This is a genomic window from Siculibacillus lacustris (genome assembly GCF_004328075.1).
Taxonomy (GTDB): domain Bacteria; phylum Pseudomonadota; class Alphaproteobacteria; order Rhizobiales; family Ancalomicrobiaceae; genus Siculibacillus; species Siculibacillus lacustris.
The window spans coordinates 51,968-69,659 of sequence record NZ_SJFN01000013.1; the positions used below are offsets into that span (position 1 = coordinate 51,968).

Below are 17,692 nucleotides of genomic sequence, written 5' to 3' on the forward strand. Positions count from 1 at the left end.
GCGCGCGTCTTCGGACCGGCACCGCCTTACGAGATTCGAAGACCCTGTCCGCAGGGTTCCCTCCCCCCTTGTGGGGGAGGGACAGGGAGGGGGGTAAACGGCGGTCGCCGCCATCGCGACGCCGGCCCCTCCCGCGGTTCCGTCACGCCTCGACCGGCGTCGTCGTGTCGGCACCCCTTGCGCCGATCCACTTCAGGAGCTCCTCGACGTGCTCGGTCTCCTCGGCCACGAATTCCTTGGCCAGGGCCACGATCTCCGGGTCGGTGGTGGTCGCCAGCACCTGGGCGTAGAAGGCGAGGCCGGCGCGTTCGGCTTCGAGCGCGATCGCCAGCGCCTCGTCGCGCGCCAGGAAGGGATCGGCCCCCCAGATCGCCGCCCGCTCGGGGCTCTCGCCGGCCGGCCAGTGGAAGTCGACGTTGGCGATCGTCGGGATCGTCCGGAACCCCGCCCGCGCCTTGGCGTCGCCCATGTGCAGGGCGGAATACTGCGACAGGCGGCGGAAGAGTTTGGACACGTCGGTGTTGCCGTAGGTCGCCATGCTGTCGGCCAGCTCGCCGAACCGCAGCATCGCCTCTTCTTCGAGTTTGATCGCGTAGGCCAGGAATTCCTCGACGCTGTTCATCGCTCGTCTCCTCTGGCGAAGGGCGACGATCGCGGCCTCCGCGATCGCCGGGGTCGGATCGGCCGGCAGATGCCCACCGATCCGACGGCGCTCACTCCGAACCGCCGGGCTCGTCACCGGCGAACTTCACCAGGATGTCCTGGTCGCGCACGATGGTCTGGCAGGCCAGCCGATACTTGGGCATGACGTCGTTGGTCACGGCGTTGTCGATCTCGGCGGTGGTGATCTTGCCGAGCGACTTCAGCATGCTCTTTTCCTTCTCGGTCAGCGCCGAGCCCATGGTCTTGCCGGTCAGCGTCACCACCTCGATCAGGCACGAGCCGCACTCGCCGTCGCGGCATTCGAACGGGATCGGAATCTTGTTCTTCTCGGCGAGCGACAGGATGGTGCCGCGGTCGCCGGCCACGGCATAGACCGTGACGTCCTTGGGCAGGGTGTGTTTCGACGAGAATGTGACGTTGGCCATCGGGGTGCTCCGCTCGACCGGGTTGGGTGGGACGTCGTCCCCGCCGATCGCCGCCGGCGGACCCTCGAGGGCACGCGTCGACGACGGGCCCGGCGGGCCGCGTCACGATGCCTCAGCAAGCCCCGCGCCAAGTGGCGAAACCGGCGGAAGACAGCCGTTTTCGGCCCTTTCCACTCCGTCGGCGACGGAGTTGCACCGTCCGGCGCCGAGGCGCGCGACGGCCGTGTGGGGAAAATGTCGGGGTCGCGACAGGTCCTGTTGCGCTCCGCCCGCGGGCCTCGTCGCGACGCTGGACGCGGTCTTTGTCGCGGTTCCGCTCGGCCGACCCCCGAAAACCACCGCTGCCCTCCCACCATCGTCGGGGTTCGACACGTCCTGTCGGGAAATGTCGGGGAGGCGACAGCTCGTCGTCGCGCCGCCCGAAGTCCGGTTCAAAAAATATTCGTGAATGAAAACAATGAGAAGCGCCGTCGGAACGAGCATCGCCGGCACTTGGCACGAAGCTTGAAAACAGTCTCGGTGCGAGGCGGCGGAAGCTGCCGGACGGACGGACGGCATCGACGCACGGTGCCTCGAAGAATTTTTTCGAAGGGGTTCGAACCATGGCGAAGCTTCGGCAGATCGCGTTCTACGGGAAGGGCGGCATCGGCAAGTCGACCACCTCCCAGAATACCCTCGCCGCCCTTGTCGATCTGGGTCAGAAGATCCTGATCGTCGGCTGCGACCCGAAGGCGGACTCCACCCGCCTGATCCTGAACACCAAGATGCAGGACACCGTCCTGTCGCTCGCCGCGGAAGCCGGATCGGTGGAGGACCTCGAGCTCGAGGACGTCCTGAAGATCGGCTACAAGGGCATCAAGTGCACCGAGTCCGGTGGACCGGAGCCGGGCGTCGGCTGCGCCGGCCGCGGCGTCATCACCGCCATCAACTTCCTGGAAGAGAACGGCGCCTACGACGACGTGGACTACGTGTCCTACGACGTGCTCGGCGACGTGGTCTGCGGCGGCTTCGCCATGCCGATCCGCGAGAACAAGGCCCAGGAGATCTACATCGTCATGTCCGGCGAGATGATGGCGCTCTACGCCGCCAACAACATCGCCAAGGGCATTCTCAAGTACGCCCACTCCGGCGGCGTGCGCCTGGGCGGACTGATCTGCAACGAGCGTCAGACCGACAAGGAGCTCGAACTCGCCGAGGCTCTCGCGGCGCGCCTGAACTCCAAGCTGATCCACTTCGTCCCGCGCGACAACATCGTCCAGCACGCCGAGCTGCGTCGCCAGACGGTCATCGAATACGCGCCGGATTGCCAGCAGGCTCAGGAATATCGCGAGCTCGCCCGCAAGATCCATGAGAACTCCGGCAAGGGCACCATCCCGACCCCGATCACCATGGAGGAGCTCGAAGAGATGCTGATGGAATTCGGCATCATGAAGACCGAGGAGCAGGCGCTCGCCGAGCTCCAGGCCAAGGAAGCCGCCAAGGCCGCCACTGCCGCGCAGTGACGCGCCTGGGTCTGCGGCGCGGTTCTCCGCCCGCAGACCCGGCATCCGGTCGCGGGGCGGGCCATGCCCGCCGCCCATTCCGAACCGCCCCGGCGAGGGGCGCCTGGCTCCGGATCCCGCGAGGGATCGATCAGAGGGGGGTTCCATGAGCCTCGATTATGAGAACGACGGCGAGTTCCACGAGAAGCTGATCGAGGAAGTGCTCGCCCAGTATCCCGACAAGTTTGCCAAGCGCCGCAAGAAGCACCTGTCGGTCGCTTCCGACGCCGGCACCGAGGAGATCGAGGGCGAAGCCCATGCGGTCACCGAATGCGACGTCAAGTCCAACATCAAGTCGATCCCCGGCGTGATGACCATCCGCGGCTGCGCCTACGCCGGCTCCAAGGGCGTGGTGTGGGGTCCGATCAAGGACATGGTCCACATTTCCCACGGACCGGTCGGCTGCGGCCAGTATTCCTGGTCCCAGCGCCGCAACTACTACATCGGCAAGACCGGCATCGACACCTTCGTGACGATGCAGTTCACCTCCGACTTCCAGGAGCGTGACATCGTGTTCGGCGGCGACAAGAAGCTCGAGCGCATCATCGACGAGATCGAGGTGCTGTTCCCGCTCGCCAACGGCATCACCATCCAGTCGGAATGCCCGATCGGCCTGATCGGCGACGACATCGAAGCGGTGTCGAAGAAGAAGGCCAAGGAGCACGACACCACCATCGTTCCGGTGCGGTGCGAAGGCTTCCGCGGTGTGTCGCAGTCCCTCGGCCATCACATCGCCAACGATGCGATCCGGGACTGGGTGTTCGACAAGAAGGAACGCGAAGTCGTCACCACGCCCTACGACGTCAACGTGATCGGCGATTACAACATCGGCGGCGACGCCTGGGCCTCGCGCATCCTGCTCGAGGAGATGGGTCTGCGCGTGGTCGGCAACTGGTCGGGCGATGCGACGCTGGCCGAGGTCGAGAACGCGGTCCACGCCAAGCTCAACCTGATCCACTGCTACCGGTCGATGAACTACATCTGCCGGCACATGGAAGAGAAGTACGGTATTCCGTGGATGGAATACAACTTCTTCGGTCCGAGCCAGATCGCCGCGTCTTTGCGCAAGATCGCCAAGCACTACGGCCCCGAGATCGAGGCCAAGGCGGAAGCCGTCATCGCCAAGTACCAGCCGCTGGTCGATGCGGTGATCGCCAAGTTCCGCCCGCGCCTCGAGGGCAAGTCGGTGATGCTCTACGTCGGTGGCCTGCGCCCCCGTCACGTGATCAACGCCTACGAAGATCTCGGCATGGTCATCGCCGGTACGGGCTACGAGTTCGGCCACAACGACGACTATCAGCGCACCGGTCACTATGTGAAGAAGGGCACGCTGATCTACGACGACGTCACCGGCTACGAGCTCGAGAAGTTCATCGAGAAGATCCGTCCGGACCTCGTCGGTTCGGGCATCAAGGAGAAGTACCCGGTGCAGAAGATGGGCATCCCGTTCCGTCAGATGCATTCCTGGGACTACTCCGGCCCCTACCACGGCTACGACGGCTTCGCCATCTTCGCCCGCGACATGGATCTGGCGATCAACAATCCGGTCTGGGATCTGTTCGACGCCCCGTGGATCAAGGACGAACCGCTGGCCGCCGCCGCCGAGTGATCGACGCGGGCTCGGAGCTCCGGAGTGATCCGGTGAAGTCCAGCCCCCCCTCCCTGTCCCTCCCCCTCCAGGGGGGAGGGGACGCCAGAGGCGGGGATCTTCGAGAGGCCGGCGACCGGAGTTCCGGGCGAGGCCGATGAAGAGGGCAGGGCATCGATCCGAGCGTTCCCTCCCCCCTGGAGGGGGAGGGACAGGGAGGGGGGCTGGGCCTCCCCGATCCCGGAGACAACCGAACGACGACACCGCCGCGAGCTCCGCCCGCGCGATCCCCTGCTCACACCCCAATGGCCGTCCGCCGTATGGCGCGGAGGCCGCGAGAGAGGTGAACACCCATGCCCCAGTCAGCCGATCGCGTGCTCGACCATGCTCCGCTGTTCCGCGAACCGGAATACCAGGAGATGTTCAAGACCAAGCGGGAACAGTTCGAGTGCCCGCTGCCCAACGAGCAGGTGGCCGCCCAAGGCGAGTACACCAAGAGCTGGGAATACCGCGAAAAGAACCTGGCCCGCGAATCCCTGGTGGTGAACCCCGCTAAGGCCTGCCAGCCGCTCGGCGCGGTCTTCGCCGCCGCCGGCTTCGAGAAGTGCATGTCCTTCGTGCACGGCTCCCAGGGCTGCGTCGCCTATTATCGCTCGCATCTGTCGCGTCACTTCAAGGAGCCCTGCTCGGCGGTGTCCTCCTCGATGACCGAAGACGCGGCGGTGTTCGGCGGCCTCAACAACATGATCGACGGCCTGGCCAACACCTATTCGCTCTACGAGCCGAAGATGATCGCCGTGTCGACCACCTGCATGGCCGAAGTCATCGGTGACGACCTCCAGAGCTTCATCCAGGGCGCCCGCAAGAAGAGCTCGGTTCCGGAAGAGTTCCCGGTGCCCTTCGCCCACACCCCGGCCTTCGTCGGCAGCCACGTCGACGGCTACGACAACATGATCAAGGGCATCCTCGAGAACTTCTGGAAGGGCGCGGTGCGCTCGGCCGACAGCTCGAAGCTCAACATCATCCCCGGCTTCGACGGCTTCTGCGTCGGCAACAACCGCGAGCTGAAGCGGCTGCTCGACCTGATGGGCGTCGACTACACCTTCATCTCCGACGCCTCCGACCAGTTCGACACCCCCTCGGACGGCCACTACCGCATGTACGACGGCGGCACGACGATCGAGCAGGTCAAGTCGGCGCTCGACGCCAAGGCGACGATCTCGCTGCAGTACTGGAACACCCGCAAGACGATGGACTACGTCGCCGAGCAGGGCCAGGAGACCGCGACCTTCCACTATCCGCTCGGCATCCGCGCCACCGACGCCTTCCTGATGAAGGTCTCGGAGATCTCCGGCAAGGCGATCCCCGAAGCGATCCGCCTGGAGCGCGGCCGCCTGATCGACGCCATGGCCGACAGCCAGGCCCATCTGCACGGCAAGAAGTACGCGATCTACGGCGATCCGGACTTCGTCCAGGCGATGGCCCAGTTCGTCATGGAGACCGGCGGCGAGCCGACCCACTGTCTGGCGACCAACGGCACCAAGGCCTGGGACGCCGAGATGAAGGAAATGCTGGCGGCCAATCCGTTCGGCAAGTCGGCTCAGGTGTGGGCCGGCAAGGACCTCTGGCACCTGCGCTCGCTGCTGTTCACCGAACCGGTCGACTTCCTGATCGGCTCGTCTTACGGCAAGTACCTCGAGCGCGACACCGGCACGCCGCTGATCCGCCTGACCTTCCCGATCTTCGATCGTCACCACCACCACCGCTTCCCGCTGATGGGCTATCAGGGCGGCCTGCGCGTGCTGACGACCTTGCTCGACAAGGTCTTCGACAAGCTCGATCAGGACACCATCATCCCCGGCGAGACCGACTATTCGTACGACCTGACCCGCTGAGGTCGGGAATCCGACACTGTCCGACACACGACGGCCGCCCGAAAGGGCGGCCGTTTCGCGTTCGGCGCGGTCGAAGACACTCGTGACGGGAAGGCGGGCGGCCTATTTCTAGACAGGCGCCAAAATTGGTAGAAAGGCACCATCGATGAGCCTGAACATCAAGGATCCCCGAGCGCACAGGCTGGCGCAGGAGATTTCCCGAGCCACCGGTCAGAACATGACGCGGGTCGTCATCGAGGCCTTGCAGGAGCGTCTCGACAGGATCGAAGGGCGGAAGAGCCGGGCGAGCGTCGACGAACTCCTGGCGATCGCCGATCGCGCTGCGGCTCACGTCCGCCGGCCCCTCGTCGACCACGCCGAGCTTCTTTACGACGAGAACGGGCTTCCCAAATGATCGTCGACACTTCCGCCCTGATCGCGGTCCTCTGTCGCGAACCCGAGGCCCGGGCCTTCGTCGAACGCATTCACACGACGGACGTCTGCCGCATCTCGGTCGCCAACCTTCTGGAACTCCACATGGTCGTCGAGCGTCAACTCGGCCCCGAGGGCGCGCGTCAGGTCGATGCCGTTCTCGGTCGGGCCGGGGTCGTCGCCGAACCGGTGACACTCGAACACGGTGAATTCGCGCGTCGGGCGTTTCTCGACTTCGGCAAGGGGCGGCATCCGGCCGGACTGAACATCGGCGACTGTTTCGCCTATGCCCTCGCCAAGGCCAACGGCGAGCCGTTGTTGTTCAAGGGCGACGACTTCTCGCGGACCGACATCGCGATCGCCTGATCGCCTCCTGGCACACCCCTTGCTCCTACCTCCTCGATCGATCCGCTCGCGTCGCCTTTGCGACACGACGGACCAACCCGAGGGGGACCGGACGCCATGCTGTCACCGAAGGTCCAGGCACTCTTCGACGAGCCCGGCTGCGACAAGAACGCCGCCAAGGACGAGAAGACGCGCAAGAAGGGTTGCGCCAAGCCCCTGACCCCGGGTGCGGCGGCCGGCGGCTGCGCCTTCGACGGCGCCAAGATCGTGCTCCAGCCGATCACCGACTGCGCCCATCTGGTCCATGCGCCGCTCGCCTGCGAGGGCAACTCCTGGGACAACCGCGGTGCCGCCTCGTCGGGCCCGACCCTGTGGCGCACCTCCTTCACCACCGACCTGACCGAGCTCGACGTCGTGATGGGGCAGGGCGAGCGCAAGCTCTGGAAGGCGATCCGGGAGATCGCCGAGGCCCATCGCCCGCCGGCGATCTTCGTCTACGAGACCTGCGTCACGGCGCTGATCGGCGACGACCTCGACGCGGTCTGCAGCCATGCTTCGGCGAAGTTCGGCCTGCCGGTGATCCCGGTCCATGCCGCCGGCTTCGTCGGCTCGAAGAACCTCGGCAACAAGCTCGCCGGCGAGGCGCTGCTCGACCACGTCATCGGCACGGTCGAGCCCGACGACGTCGGACCTTACGACGTCAACATCCTCGGCGAGTTCAATCTCGCCGGCGAATTCTGGCTGGTGAAGCCGCTGCTCGACGAACTCGGCATCCGGGTCCGCGCCTGTGTGCCCGGCGACGCGCGCTACGCCGACGTCGCCGCCGCCCACACGGCGCGGGCCACCATGATGGTGTGCTCGACGGCGCTGATCAATCTCGCCCGCAAGATGGAAGAGCGCTGGGGCATCCCCTATTTCGAGGGCTCGTTCTACGGCGTCGCCGACACCTCCGAGGCGCTGCGCCAGCTTTCCCGGATGCTGGTCGCGCGCGGCGCGCCGGCCGATCTCCTCGACCGCACCGAGGCGCTCATCGCCCGCGAAGAGGCGATCGTGTGGGAAAAGCTTGAGGCCTTCCGGCCGCGGCTCCAGGGCAGACGTGTCCTGCTCAACACCGGCGGCGTCAAGTCGTGGTCGGTGGTCGCCGCGCTGATGGAGATCGGCATCGAGATCGTCGGCACGTCGGTGAAGAAGTCGACGATCGAGGACAAGGAGCGGATCAAGCAGATCCTCAAGGACGAGAACCACACCTTCGACGGCATGGCGCCGCGCGACCTCTACGCGCTGCTCGAGCGCGCCGACGCCGACATCATGTTGTCGGGCGGCCGCACCCAGTTCATCGCCCTGAAGGCGCGGATGCCCTGGCTCGACATCAACCAGGAGCGCCAATACCCCTACGCCGGCTACGACGGCATGGTCGAGATGGTCCGCCAGATCGATCTGGCGATCCACAATCCGATCTGGGAGCAGGTGAGGGCGGTCTCGCCGTTCGATGCCGACGGGCGGGTGATCGGCGAGAGCGTGATCGGGTCGGGGCGCGGCGTCGTCGCGATCGGCGGCGCCCAGCCCCCCCTCCCTGTCCCTCCCCCTCCAGGGGGGAGGGGACCCGTGGGGATGGGGTCTTCGTACGACGATGCGTGGGGCTCCTCCGACGCCGCGACGCCCATCGACGCCGATGGTGCGATCGCCCTCACCCCGGCGTCCTCTCCCCCCTCGAGGGGGAGAGACAGAGAGGGGGGGCTCGGCCTCTCGATCTCGGTCGCCTCCACCCCCACCCACAAGAAGTTCGCCGCCGCCGGGTCCGGCGACGCCGACGACTGTTGAGGAGGGCGCCATGACCACCATCCTCCCCGTCACCAAGTCCGCGTCGGTCAATCCGCTCAAGTCGAGCCAGCCGCTCGGCGCCGCCTTCGCCTTCCTCGGCGTCGATCGCTGCGTGCCGCTGTTCCACGGCAGCCAGGGCTGCACCTCTTTTGCGCTGGTGCTGTTCGTGCGCCACTTCAAAGAGACCATTCCGCTCCAGACCACCGCGATGGACGAGGTCGCGACGATCATGGGCGGCGCCGATCACCTCGAAGAGGCGATCCTCAACCTGAAGTCCCGCACCAAACCCGAATTGATCGGCGTCTGCACCACCGCCCTGGTCGAGACCCGCGGCGAGGACTTCGCCGGCGATCTCGCCACCATCCGCGCCCGCCGGGCCGAGGCGCTGGCCGGCACCGAAGTGGTGCTCGCCGCCACTCCCGACTTCACCGGCTCGATCGAAGAGGGTTGGTCCAAGGCGGTGGTCGGCATGATCGAGACGATCGTCGATCGCACGCCCCAGCGCCGCGATCCCCGCCGCGTCGCCGTGCTGCCGGGCTGGAACCTCACCGTCGCCGACATCGAGGAGATCCGCGACACCATCGAAGCCTTCGGCCTCGAACCGGTGATCCTGCCCGACGTCTCCGGGGCGCTCGACGGCACCGTGCCCGGCAAGTGGATCCCCACCACCTACGGCGGCACCCGAGTCGCCGATATCCGTTCGCTCGGTAGCTGCGTCCATACCCTCGCCATCGGCGAGGGCCAGCGCGCCGCGGCTGAAGCCCTCGAAGCGGTCGCCGGCGTCCCCTTCACGCTGTTCGAGACCCTGACCGGCCTGAAGCCGGTCGACCGCTTCGTCACCGCCCTCGCCGAACTGTCGGGCGCCCCGGTGCCGGCGAAGCTGCGCCGCCGCCGCTCGCAGCTCGCCGACGCCCTGCTCGACGGCCACTTCCACTTCGGCGGCAAGAAGATCGCCATCGCCGCCGAACCCGACCACCTGTTCCAGTTGTCGACCTTCTTCGTCGGGATGGGCGCCGAGATCGTCGCCGCGGTGACCACCACCGGCACCTCGCCGATCCTGCGCAAGGTGCCCGCCGATACCGTCAAGGTCGGCGACTTCGGCGACTTCGAGACGCTGGCGGTCGGTGCCGACCTGCTGGTCGGCCACAGCCATGCCCGTCAGGCCGCCGAGCGGCTGGACATCCCCTTGATGCGGGTCGGCTTCCCCGTCTTCGACCGGCTCGGCGCCCAGCACCGCTGCCACGTCGGCTGGAGCGGCACCCGCGATCTGATCTTCGAAGTGTCCAACATCTTCCAAGCCAATGTCCGGGAGCCCACCCCGGATGCCCTCAACCCGCTCCTGAACCGGGAGGCCGTCCATGACCGCCGTACGCCGCCTGACGCTCGTGCCCACTGACGGGGCCGAGGCCACCTCCGCCGAGCGCCCGGCCGGCGCCGTGCGCGTGGCGATCGCCACCTCCGACATGAAGGGGCTCAACGCCCACTTCGGCTCGGCCGCCCGCTTCGCCGTCTACGACGTCACCAAGGACGGCTGGAGCTTCGTCGAAGCCCTCGCCTTCGACGACGTCACCCAGGAGTCCGGCCAACACAAGACCGACGGCGACGACCGCATCACCCCCAAGGTCGAGGCGCTGGCCGGCTGTCACCTGCTGTTCTGCCTGGCGATCGGCGGGCCTTCGGCGGCCAAGGTGGTCGCCCACAAGATCCATCCGATCAAGGTCGCTCAGGCCTCGCCGATCGACGAGGTGCTGGAGCGCACCCGCACCATGCTCGCCGGAACGCCGCCGCCGTGGCTGCGCAAGGTCCTCGCCGAGGCCGGCTTCGCCCCCCCCAAACCTTCCTTCGCCGACGACTGAGGAGTCCCCGATGACCGACGCCACCGCCACTCTCTCCGCCGACGACGCGGCTCTCGCGACGCCCTTCCTCGCCACCCTGGTGCGCATCATGCGCGCCGAGGACGCCTACGGCGCCTGGGAGAAGCGCTCCGACGCCCATCTCCTCAAGGACTTCATCCTGACCAAGGAACAGCGCCGCGAGATCCCGATCATCGGCGATCCCGATCCGGACGTGCTGTGGCGGGTCGACAAGTTCTACGCGGCGATCGGCCTGACCATCGAGGGGCGGACTGGCTTCGTCGCCTCGCCGATGATGAAGATCGGCCACGAGGGCTTCGGCCGGGTGATCCTCACCGTCGGCCGTCTGGTGGTGCTGTCGCGCAGCCTGCGCGACGTCCATCGCTGGGGCCACGAGGACCTGACCAAGCTCGCCGAGGCCGGCACCAAGGCGGTCGACGAAGCCTGCGAGATGATCGCCAAATATCCCGGCCTCGCCGACTGGTGATCCCTTTCGGATCGGGGCGGCTCCCGCCCCTCCGTCGTCATCCCCGGCGCGACCGACCCTTTCCAGGGGGCGGCGCCCGGTCTCGTGGGCCGATCGGGCGCTCCCCGGAGCGCCGGGGATGGCACACCCGCCAAGCCGACGACCCGGGTCGTCGGTCCGACAACGGCGACCTCGTCGCCCCGAGAGGCGGCCGCACGCGGGCCGCGCCAGGAGATCCGATCATGTCCGACGTCGATGCCCTGAAGGCGGAGATCAAGAAGCTCTCGGCCAAGGCGATCAACGCCAAGATGAACCTGCACGACCTCTCCGAGGAACTGCCGGTCGGCTGGCAGACCATTCTCGGCGTCGCCCAGGCGACCCACGACGCCTATGCCGCCCTCGAAGCGGCCCGGGCCCAGCTCAAGGCGATGGAGGCCGCGTGATGTCCGACTTCAACACCCGCGACGGCTCCACCTGGATGCCGGAATACCTGACCACCATCGACGGCGCGACCTGCATCGGCTGCGGCCGTTGCTACAAGGTCTGTTCGCGCGACGTCATGCACCTCTACGGCGTCGACGACGAGGGCGAGATCCTCGGCCAGTGCGTCGAAGGCGAGGACGAGGACTTCGACGGCGAACTGAACCGCATGATCATGGTGGTCGACAAGGCCGGCGCCTGCATCGGCTGCGGCGCCTGCGCCCGGGTCTGTCCGAAGAACTGCCAGACCCACGTCGCCGCCGACAAGATCGCCGCCTGAGCGGCGATCGCGACCGCGCTCGCCCCGGCGAGCGCCGGCCCCGCGGCGGACGATCGTCGCCCCCCTGGGACGATCGTCCGCCGCTCGGGCGCCCGCCGCGACCGCCGGTCGGATCCGTTCCGGCCTCGCGACGTTCCGTTCCCGCGCGGAGAAACGCCGATGTCGAGCGATTTCCATGCCGACCTGATGGCCGCCCGGCGCCCCACGACGGATGCCTTCGACGACCACGTCCTGGCTTGCGTCCTGGCGCAGGGGCTCGCGGAAGCCGCGGCCGGCGAGGCGACGCTCACAGAGGCGACCGGGCTGTCGGGTGCCGAGATCGTGGATCTGGTGGCGGCGCGGTTCCCGGGGGCGACGGCACTCGTGGCGGGGCAGGCGAGGGCGCTGGCCCCGGCGTGTGAGATCGAAGAGGAGTTGCTGCGGGAGTTGTTGGCGCGGCATGGGGCGGGACGGGGGGACGTCGTCGGGTCGGTGGCGATGGCGGGCGCGACCGCGACCGCTCCGCCCACCGTCGCGACGATTGCCGACGCCGATGGAACGATCGCCCTCGCCGCGACTGCCGACACCGATGGTCCGATCGCCCGCGCCCCATCGTCCTCTCCCCCCTCGAGGGGGAGAGACAGAGAGGGGGGGCAGGGCATCTCCTCTGCGACTCCGGTACATGACACCGCCGCCGCGCCCCCCCTCCCTGTCCCTCCCCCTCGAGGGGGGAGGGGACGCGTGGGGACGGGGCCTTCGGAGCACCTCCCCTCCCTCGACATCGCCCCCATCCTCGCCACCGTGATCGCCCGGCGCGCCATGCGGGCCGATCATCTGTGGCAGGATCTCGGGCTCACCGACCGGAGCGAACTCGGTCGCCTGCTCGCCCGCCATTTCCCCGCGCTCCACGCCGGCAACACCGCCAACATGCGCTGGAAGAAATACTTCTACCGCAAGCTCTGCGAAGCCGAGGGCTTCGTCCTCTGCGCCGCGCCGAGTTGCGCCCAGTGCACCGACTTCGCCGCCTGTTTCGGCGCCGAAGACGGCGAGAGCCGGCTCGCCCGCAATCGCCGCGCCTACGAGACCGCCGAACGCCCGGTCGCCGTCGCCGCCGAGTGACCGGCCGAGCAGCCCCCCGCCGCCGGTCCGTGCCCGTTCCCGGCGAACAGCGATCACATGATCGTTCCTGCCGCATCCCAGCCGCGCGCGGCGGCGGGCCTTGCCGCGACGGGGCTGAAACGGCAGAGTGGCGCCCCTCGCCGATCGCGGGCCCGGGGGCTCGCGCCTCAGCCTCGTCTTCCCGCCGGACGCCCCGGCGCGTCCAGGAACCGCGACCCGTGACCACCACCGCCGACACCGCCGCGCCTGCTGCGCCCACGACTCGTCCCGCCGGCGGCGCCGCCTTCGGCATCATCGTCGCCCTGTCGGTGTCGCACATGCTCAACGACACCATGCAGTCGCTGGTGGCGGCGATCTATCCGATATTGAAGGACGGCTTCGCCCTCGACTTCGGCCAGATCGGGCTGATCACCTTGTGCTTCCAGATGACCGCCTCGATCCTCCAGCCGCTGGTCGGCATCTGGACCGATCGCCATCCCCAGCCCTTCTCGCTGGCCGTCGGCATGGGCTCGACGCTGACCGGGCTGCTGCTCCTGTCGGTCGCCCCGAGCTACGGCTGGGTGCTGTTCGCGGTCGGGATGATCGGCACCGGTTCGGCGGTGTTCCACCCGGAAGCCTCGCGCACCGCCCGCCTCGCCTCGGGCGGACACCACGGCCTCGCCCAGTCGCTGTTCCAGGTCGGCGGCAACGGCGGCTCGGCGCTCGGGCCGCTGCTCGCCGCCTTCGTTGTGCTGCCCAACGGCCGCGGCGCCGTCGCCTGGTTCTCGGGGGTGGCCCTGGTCGGCATGGCGATCCTGACCCGCGTCGGCGTCTGGGCGCGCGAGAAGCGCAAGGCCCGCGGTGCAGCGGGTGCTGCCGCGACCGCCTCGCCGCTGCCGCGCGCCGTGGTGATCCGCTCGATCGCCGTGCTGATGATCCTGGTGTTTTCCAAGAACGTCTATCTGGCGAGCATATCGAGCTACTACACCTTCTATCTGATCGACACCTTCGGGGTCGGGGTGCGCGAGGCGCAGCTCTATCTGTTCGTGTTCCTCGGCGCGGCGGCGGTCGGCACCCTGATCGGTGGTCCGGTCGGCGACCGCATCGGCCGCAAGGCGGTGATCTGGGTGTCGATCCTCGGGGTGCTGCCGTTCTCGCTGGCGCTGCCCTATGTCGGCCTGACCGCCACGGCGATCCTGTCGGTGCTGATCGGCCTGATCCTGTCCTCGGCCTTCTCGGCGATCCTGGTCTTCGCCCAGGAGCTGGTGCCGGGTCGGGTGGGCATGATCGCCGGCCTGTTCTTCGGCCTCGCCTTCGGCTTCGGGGGGCTCGGGGCGGCGGCGCTCGGCGAACTCGCCGATCACACCTCGATCCGCTTCGTCTACGAGGTCTGCGCCTTCCTGCCGGCCTTCGGCCTGCTGACGGTGTTCCTGCCCAACCTGCGCAGCGCGCGGGTCTGAGCGGGGAATCAGGCGGCTTCGGGGTCGGCGGCGACGCTGACCTCGAGCACCAGCCCTTCGGCCCGCTGCAGGGCTTCGATCACCGTGAACAGACTGCGGGCCTGCGGGTTGCCGCTCGGTCCGAGCATCCGCATCAGGCTCTTGACCGGCAAGCCGGTCGCCGAAGCCAGCGCTTCGAAGCCCAGCGTGGCGTTGACGTAGTCGCGCAGCAACGCCTTGCCGGTCTCGAGATCGCCGGCGAGCAGGGTCTCGAGGCCTTCGGTGAGAAGGGCGACCCGAAACGCCGGATCACGGTCGGCACGGGACTTGACGGTGTCCCGGAAGGCGCGGGTGAGGGGCATGGTCGGGAATCCGTGCGGCGCGTTCATTTCGTTCGTTCGGCGAGATAGCGATCCCAACGCCGCTGCGCGACGTCGATGTCGTTCTGCTGGCGCTTCTTGGTGCCTCCGGCGAGCAGGATGACGAGCCGCTGCCCATCCCGGCCGAAGTACACGCGGTAACCGGGTCCGAAGTCGATGCGGAGTTCGCACACCCCTCCGCCGACGCTCTTGACCTGCGACGTGTTGCAGAGCGCCAGCCGTTTCAGCGCCGTCACCACCTTGGCCGCAGCCGGGGCGTCGAGGACGTCGAACCAGGCGGAGAAGGGCGCACGATCGTTCCGATCGACGTAATACCTGATTTCCGGTTCTATTGGTACCATGAAAGTTACTAATGGGCTATAGTGGGGCTTCGGCGCCCAGAGGGGGAAGGGGCGCGTGCCTCGCATCGCAGATTGTGGCGTCGCCGCCGTTCCTGCAACGAGGTTCTTGAACCTGCGGGCATTCCGCACTACCCAAGGGTCTCCTCCCGCAGTCCGTCCGTTCGAGGCACGACCATGTTCACCGCGTTCCGCACCGCCAAGCCGTCGCAGTTCCTCAAGGGCGCGACCGGCGATTGGGAAATCATCATCGGTCTGGAGGTCCATGCGCAGGTCGCCTCGAACGCCAAGCTGTTCTCCGGCGCCTCGACCACCTTCGGCAACGCCCCCAACCACAACGTCAGCCTGGTCGACGCCGCCATGCCCGGCATGCTGCCGGTGATCAATGCCGAATGCGTGGCGCAGGCCGTGCGCACCGGCCTCGGCCTCGAGGCGGAAATCAATCTGAAGTCGGTGTTCGATCGGAAGAACTATTTCTATCCCGATCTGCCCCAGGGCTATCAGATCTCCCAGTACAAGAACCCGATCGTCGGCGAGGGCGTCATCCGCCTCGACATGCCCGACGGCGAGGTCGTCGAGGTCGGCGTCGAACGGCTGCACCTCGAACAGGACGCCGGCAAGTCGATCCACGACCAGAGCCCGACCCACACCTACGTCGACCTGAACCGCTCCGGCGTCGCGCTGATGGAGATCGTGTCGAAGCCCGACATGCGCTCGGCCGACGAGGCCAAGGCCTATGTGTCGAAGCTCCGCACCATCCTGCGCTATCTCGGCACCTGCGACGGCGACATGGAGAAGGGCAACATGCGCGCCGACGTCAACGTCTCGGTGCGGCGACCGGGTGGCGAACTCGGCACCCGCTGCGAGATCAAGAACGTCAACTCGATCCGCTTCGTCGGTCAGGCCATCGACTACGAGGCCCATCGCCAGATCGGCATCCTCGAGGACGGCGGTTCGATCGACCAGGAGACCCGCCTGTTCGATCCCGGCCGCGGCGAGACCCGCTCGATGCGGTCGAAGGAGGAGGCGCACGACTACCGCTACTTCCCCGATCCCGACCTGCTCCCGCTGGAGTTCACGCGCGCCTATGTCGACGAACTGAAGGCCCATCTGCCCGAATTGCCCGACGCCAAGAAGGCCCGCTTCATCGCCGACTACGGCGTGACGCCCTACGACGCCATGGTGCTGACGCTGGAACGCGCCTCCGCCGACTTCTTCGAGGCGGTGGCCAAGGGCCGCGACGCCAAGCTCGCCGCCAACTGGGTGATCAACGAGCTGTTCGGCCGCCTCAACAAGGAAGGCCACGGCATCGACGCGAGCCCGGTCTCGGCGGACCAGCTCGGCGGCATCGTCGATCTGATCGTCGACGGCACCATCTCCGGCAAGATCGCCAAGGACCTGTTCGAGATCGTCTGGGCCGAGGGCGGCGACCCGCGGGTGCTGGTCGAGACGCGCGGATTGAAGCAGGTCACCGACACCGGCGCCATCGAAGCGGCGGTCGACGCGGTGATCGCCGCCAATCCCGACAAGGTCGAGCAGATCAAGGTCAAGCCGACCATGGCCGGGTGGTTCGTCGGTCAGGTCATGAAACAGACCGGCGGCAAGGCCAACCCCCAGGCGGTCAACGAGATTCTGAAAGCCAAGCTCGGGCTCGACTGAGGCCCGTTCGGCGATTCGCGATGCGGCCGCTCTCTACGGGCGGCCGTCGTCGTTTCACGCCGGCTCCGGCGATCGCCGCCTGCGGCTGCGACCCGTCGGCGCATCCGCCGCAGATCTCTGGCGGAGATCGTGAATCGCGGCTCCCCGCAGGCCCCCCCGGTAACCCTTCCTTACCTTTGTTCCGCGACACTCGCCCTCGAGGACGGAGCTCCCGCGCGTCCCCTGTGTGCGAGTAGATCATGGACTATGCCACTTTCCTGGGCATCGGCGGCGGCTTCGGCGTTCTGATCCTCGCCGTCTTCATGGAGGGCTCCAAGCTCTCGATGTTCATGGACCTGCTCGCCACCAATGTCGTGGTGTTGGGCGCCATCACCACCACCATGGCCCGCTTCACCATGGGCGGCTTCATCGCCGCGGCGGGCACCGGTCTCAAGGCGGTCGCCTTCAATCACCATGTCTCCGCCCGCGACATGATCGAGAAGATCGCCGAACTCGCCGACATCGTCCGCAAACAGGGGCCGCTCGGCCTCGAAGCGGTCGAGATCGAGGACGAGTTCCTGGCCAAGGGCATGCGCATGATCGCCGACGGCTTCGATCTGCCGATCATCCGCGAGACGCTCGAGCGCGAGCGCGACCTGCAGATCGAACGCCTCGAAGACGCCAACAAGCTGTTCAACTTCATGGGCAACGCCGCCCCCGGCATGGGCATGGTCGGCACCATCATCGGCCTCGTGTCGATGTTCTCGCACATGGACGATCCCAAGAAGATCGGCCCCGGCATGGCCGTGGCGCTGCTCACCACCCTCTACGGCGCGGTCATGGCCAACGTCGTCGCCCTGCCGATCGCCGACAAGCTGCAGATCAAGGCGATCGAAGAGAACGTCAACTTCACGCTGATCCTCGACGGCGTGCTGATGATCCGTGAGAACAAGAGCCCGGCGGTCATTCGCGACATGCTGCTGTCCTATCTGCCGACCAAGCACCGCGCCGCTTTCGAAGAAGCGGCCTGACGTCGCGCGAACCACGAACGG

18 protein-coding genes and 1 pseudogene are annotated in these 17,692 nt (G+C 67.5%); 15 read left to right on the plus strand and 4 right to left on the minus strand.

The window, feature by feature from the left end:
* Positions 1 to 142: 142 nt before the first annotated feature.
* Complete coding sequence (locus EYW49_RS10390) at positions 143 to 622, minus strand: ferritin-like domain-containing protein (RefSeq protein ID WP_131309299.1); 480 nt, start codon at positions 620 to 622, stop codon at positions 143 to 145.
* Positions 623 to 713: 91 nt separating this feature from the next.
* Positions 714 to 1,088, minus strand: a complete 375-nt coding sequence (locus EYW49_RS10395; protein ID WP_131309301.1) for a 2Fe-2S iron-sulfur cluster-binding protein — start codon at positions 1,086 to 1,088, stop codon at positions 714 to 716.
* A 602-nt stretch (positions 1,089 to 1,690) separates the two neighbouring features.
* Here EYW49_RS10395 and nifH point away from each other — a divergent pair.
* From nifH to EYW49_RS10465, 13 genes and pseudogenes are all read left to right on the plus strand, one after another.
* Complete coding sequence (gene nifH / locus EYW49_RS10400) at positions 1,691 to 2,590, plus strand: nitrogenase iron protein (RefSeq protein WP_131309303.1); 900 nt, start codon at positions 1,691 to 1,693, stop codon at positions 2,588 to 2,590.
* 145 nt (positions 2,591 to 2,735) lie between these two features.
* Positions 2,736 to 4,238, plus strand: coding sequence for a nitrogenase molybdenum-iron protein alpha chain (gene nifD / locus EYW49_RS10405; RefSeq protein ID WP_131309313.1), 1,503 nt, complete (start codon positions 2,736 to 2,738; stop codon positions 4,236 to 4,238).
* Between the two features lie 332 nt (positions 4,239 to 4,570).
* Positions 4,571 to 6,112 carry a nitrogenase molybdenum-iron protein subunit beta gene (gene nifK / locus EYW49_RS10410; protein ID WP_131309315.1) on the plus strand — a complete coding sequence of 514 codons (1,542 nt, stop codon included), beginning with the start codon at positions 4,571 to 4,573 and terminating at the stop codon, positions 6,110 to 6,112.
* Between the two features lie 145 nt (positions 6,113 to 6,257).
* Positions 6,258 to 6,506, plus strand: a complete 249-nt coding sequence (locus EYW49_RS10415; protein ID WP_131309317.1) for a type II toxin-antitoxin system VapB family antitoxin — start codon at positions 6,258 to 6,260, stop codon at positions 6,504 to 6,506.
* Positions 6,503 to 6,889, plus strand: coding sequence for a type II toxin-antitoxin system VapC family toxin (locus EYW49_RS10420; protein WP_131309319.1), 387 nt, complete (start codon positions 6,503 to 6,505; stop codon positions 6,887 to 6,889). The genes EYW49_RS10415 and EYW49_RS10420 overlap by 4 nt, the downstream gene beginning before the upstream one ends.
* A gap of 96 nt (positions 6,890 to 6,985) precedes the next feature.
* Positions 6,986 to 8,689: a nitrogenase iron-molybdenum cofactor biosynthesis protein NifE gene (gene nifE / locus EYW49_RS10425; protein WP_228259562.1), complete on the plus strand. Its 1,704-nt coding sequence runs from the start codon at positions 6,986 to 6,988 to the stop codon at positions 8,687 to 8,689.
* A 10-nt stretch (positions 8,690 to 8,699) separates the two neighbouring features.
* Positions 8,700 to 10,085: a nitrogenase iron-molybdenum cofactor biosynthesis protein NifN gene (gene nifN, locus EYW49_RS10430; RefSeq protein WP_131309321.1), complete on the plus strand. Its 1,386-nt coding sequence runs from the start codon at positions 8,700 to 8,702 to the stop codon at positions 10,083 to 10,085.
* Complete coding sequence (nifX, locus tag EYW49_RS10435) at positions 10,048 to 10,545, plus strand: nitrogen fixation protein NifX (protein WP_131309323.1); 498 nt, start codon at positions 10,048 to 10,050, stop codon at positions 10,543 to 10,545. The genes nifN and nifX overlap by 38 nt, the downstream gene beginning before the upstream one ends.
* Positions 10,546 to 10,555: 10 nt before the next feature.
* Positions 10,556 to 11,029: a NifX-associated nitrogen fixation protein gene (locus tag EYW49_RS10440; RefSeq protein ID WP_131309325.1), complete on the plus strand. Its 474-nt coding sequence runs from the start codon at positions 10,556 to 10,558 to the stop codon at positions 11,027 to 11,029.
* Positions 11,030 to 11,250: 221 nt separating this feature from the next.
* Complete coding sequence (locus tag EYW49_RS10445; RefSeq protein WP_131309328.1) at positions 11,251 to 11,451, plus strand: CCE_0567 family metalloprotein; 201 nt, start codon at positions 11,251 to 11,253, stop codon at positions 11,449 to 11,451.
* Entirely contained in the window at positions 11,448 to 11,768 is a 321-nt protein-coding gene (gene fdxB / locus EYW49_RS10450; protein ID WP_131309330.1) for a ferredoxin III, nif-specific, read from the plus strand. The genes EYW49_RS10445 and fdxB overlap by 4 nt, the downstream gene beginning before the upstream one ends.
* 774 nt (positions 11,769 to 12,542) lie before the next feature.
* Positions 12,543 to 12,866, plus strand: a pseudogene (locus tag EYW49_RS23420) (nitrogen fixation protein NifQ); the annotation flags it as partial.
* 218 nt (positions 12,867 to 13,084) lie between these two features.
* Positions 13,085 to 14,305, plus strand: coding sequence for an MFS transporter (locus EYW49_RS10465; RefSeq protein WP_407695470.1), 1,221 nt, complete (start codon positions 13,085 to 13,087; stop codon positions 14,303 to 14,305).
* A gap of 8 nt (positions 14,306 to 14,313) precedes the next feature.
* Here the strand turns inward: EYW49_RS10465 and EYW49_RS10470 are convergent, their stop codons facing one another.
* A complete protein-coding gene (locus EYW49_RS10470) occupies positions 14,314 to 14,646 on the minus strand; it encodes a helix-turn-helix domain-containing transcriptional regulator (protein ID WP_131309332.1) in 333 nt (110 codons plus the stop codon).
* 23 nt (positions 14,647 to 14,669) lie between these two features.
* On the minus strand, positions 14,670 to 15,005 hold the full coding sequence (locus tag EYW49_RS10475) for a type II toxin-antitoxin system RelE/ParE family toxin (RefSeq protein ID WP_131309422.1): 336 nt from the start codon (positions 15,003 to 15,005) through the stop codon (positions 14,670 to 14,672).
* Between the two features lie 174 nt (positions 15,006 to 15,179).
* On the opposite strand from EYW49_RS10475, the gene gatB reads away from it, so the two are divergent.
* Together gatB and EYW49_RS10485 are read left to right on the plus strand one after the other, a co-directional pair.
* On the plus strand, positions 15,180 to 16,661 hold the full coding sequence (gene gatB, locus EYW49_RS10480; protein ID WP_131309334.1) for an Asp-tRNA(Asn)/Glu-tRNA(Gln) amidotransferase subunit GatB: 1,482 nt from the start codon (positions 15,180 to 15,182) through the stop codon (positions 16,659 to 16,661).
* A gap of 239 nt (positions 16,662 to 16,900) precedes the next feature.
* Positions 16,901 to 17,671, plus strand: coding sequence for a motility protein A (locus EYW49_RS10485; protein WP_131309336.1), 771 nt, complete (start codon positions 16,901 to 16,903; stop codon positions 17,669 to 17,671).
* The last annotated feature ends 21 nt before the right edge of the window (positions 17,672 to 17,692 follow it).

Excerpts from the sequence above, each read along its gene's own strand:
- nifN (WP_131309321.1), top strand. The coding sequence starts at position 8,700 with ATGACCACCATCCTCCCCGTCACCAAGTCCGCGTCGGTCAATCCGCTC.
- nifH (WP_131309303.1), top strand. The coding sequence starts at position 1,691 with ATGGCGAAGCTTCGGCAGATCGCGTTCTACGGGAAGGGCGGCATCGGC.
- EYW49_RS10415 (WP_131309317.1), top strand. The coding sequence starts at position 6,258 with ATGAGCCTGAACATCAAGGATCCCCGAGCGCACAGGCTGGCGCAGGAG.
- EYW49_RS10390 (WP_131309299.1), bottom strand. The coding sequence starts at position 622 with ATGAACAGCGTCGAGGAATTCCTGGCCTACGCGATCAAACTCGAAGAA.
- EYW49_RS10440 (WP_131309325.1), top strand. The coding sequence starts at position 10,556 with ATGACCGACGCCACCGCCACTCTCTCCGCCGACGACGCGGCTCTCGCG.
- nifE (WP_228259562.1), top strand. The coding sequence starts at position 6,986 with ATGCTGTCACCGAAGGTCCAGGCACTCTTCGACGAGCCCGGCTGCGAC.
- EYW49_RS10395 (WP_131309301.1), bottom strand. The coding sequence starts at position 1,088 with ATGGCCAACGTCACATTCTCGTCGAAACACACCCTGCCCAAGGACGTC.
- nifD (WP_131309313.1), top strand. The coding sequence starts at position 2,736 with ATGAGCCTCGATTATGAGAACGACGGCGAGTTCCACGAGAAGCTGATC.
- gatB (WP_131309334.1), top strand. The coding sequence starts at position 15,180 with ATGTTCACCGCGTTCCGCACCGCCAAGCCGTCGCAGTTCCTCAAGGGC.
- EYW49_RS10475 (WP_131309422.1), bottom strand. The coding sequence starts at position 15,005 with ATGGTACCAATAGAACCGGAAATCAGGTATTACGTCGATCGGAACGAT.
- nifK (WP_131309315.1), top strand. The coding sequence starts at position 4,571 with ATGCCCCAGTCAGCCGATCGCGTGCTCGACCATGCTCCGCTGTTCCGC.
- EYW49_RS10470 (WP_131309332.1), bottom strand. The coding sequence starts at position 14,646 with ATGCCCCTCACCCGCGCCTTCCGGGACACCGTCAAGTCCCGTGCCGAC.
- EYW49_RS10420 (WP_131309319.1), top strand. The coding sequence starts at position 6,503 with ATGATCGTCGACACTTCCGCCCTGATCGCGGTCCTCTGTCGCGAACCC.
- EYW49_RS10485 (WP_131309336.1), top strand. The coding sequence starts at position 16,901 with ATGGACTATGCCACTTTCCTGGGCATCGGCGGCGGCTTCGGCGTTCTG.
- nifX (WP_131309323.1), top strand. The coding sequence starts at position 10,048 with ATGACCGCCGTACGCCGCCTGACGCTCGTGCCCACTGACGGGGCCGAG.
- EYW49_RS10445 (WP_131309328.1), top strand. The coding sequence starts at position 11,251 with ATGTCCGACGTCGATGCCCTGAAGGCGGAGATCAAGAAGCTCTCGGCC.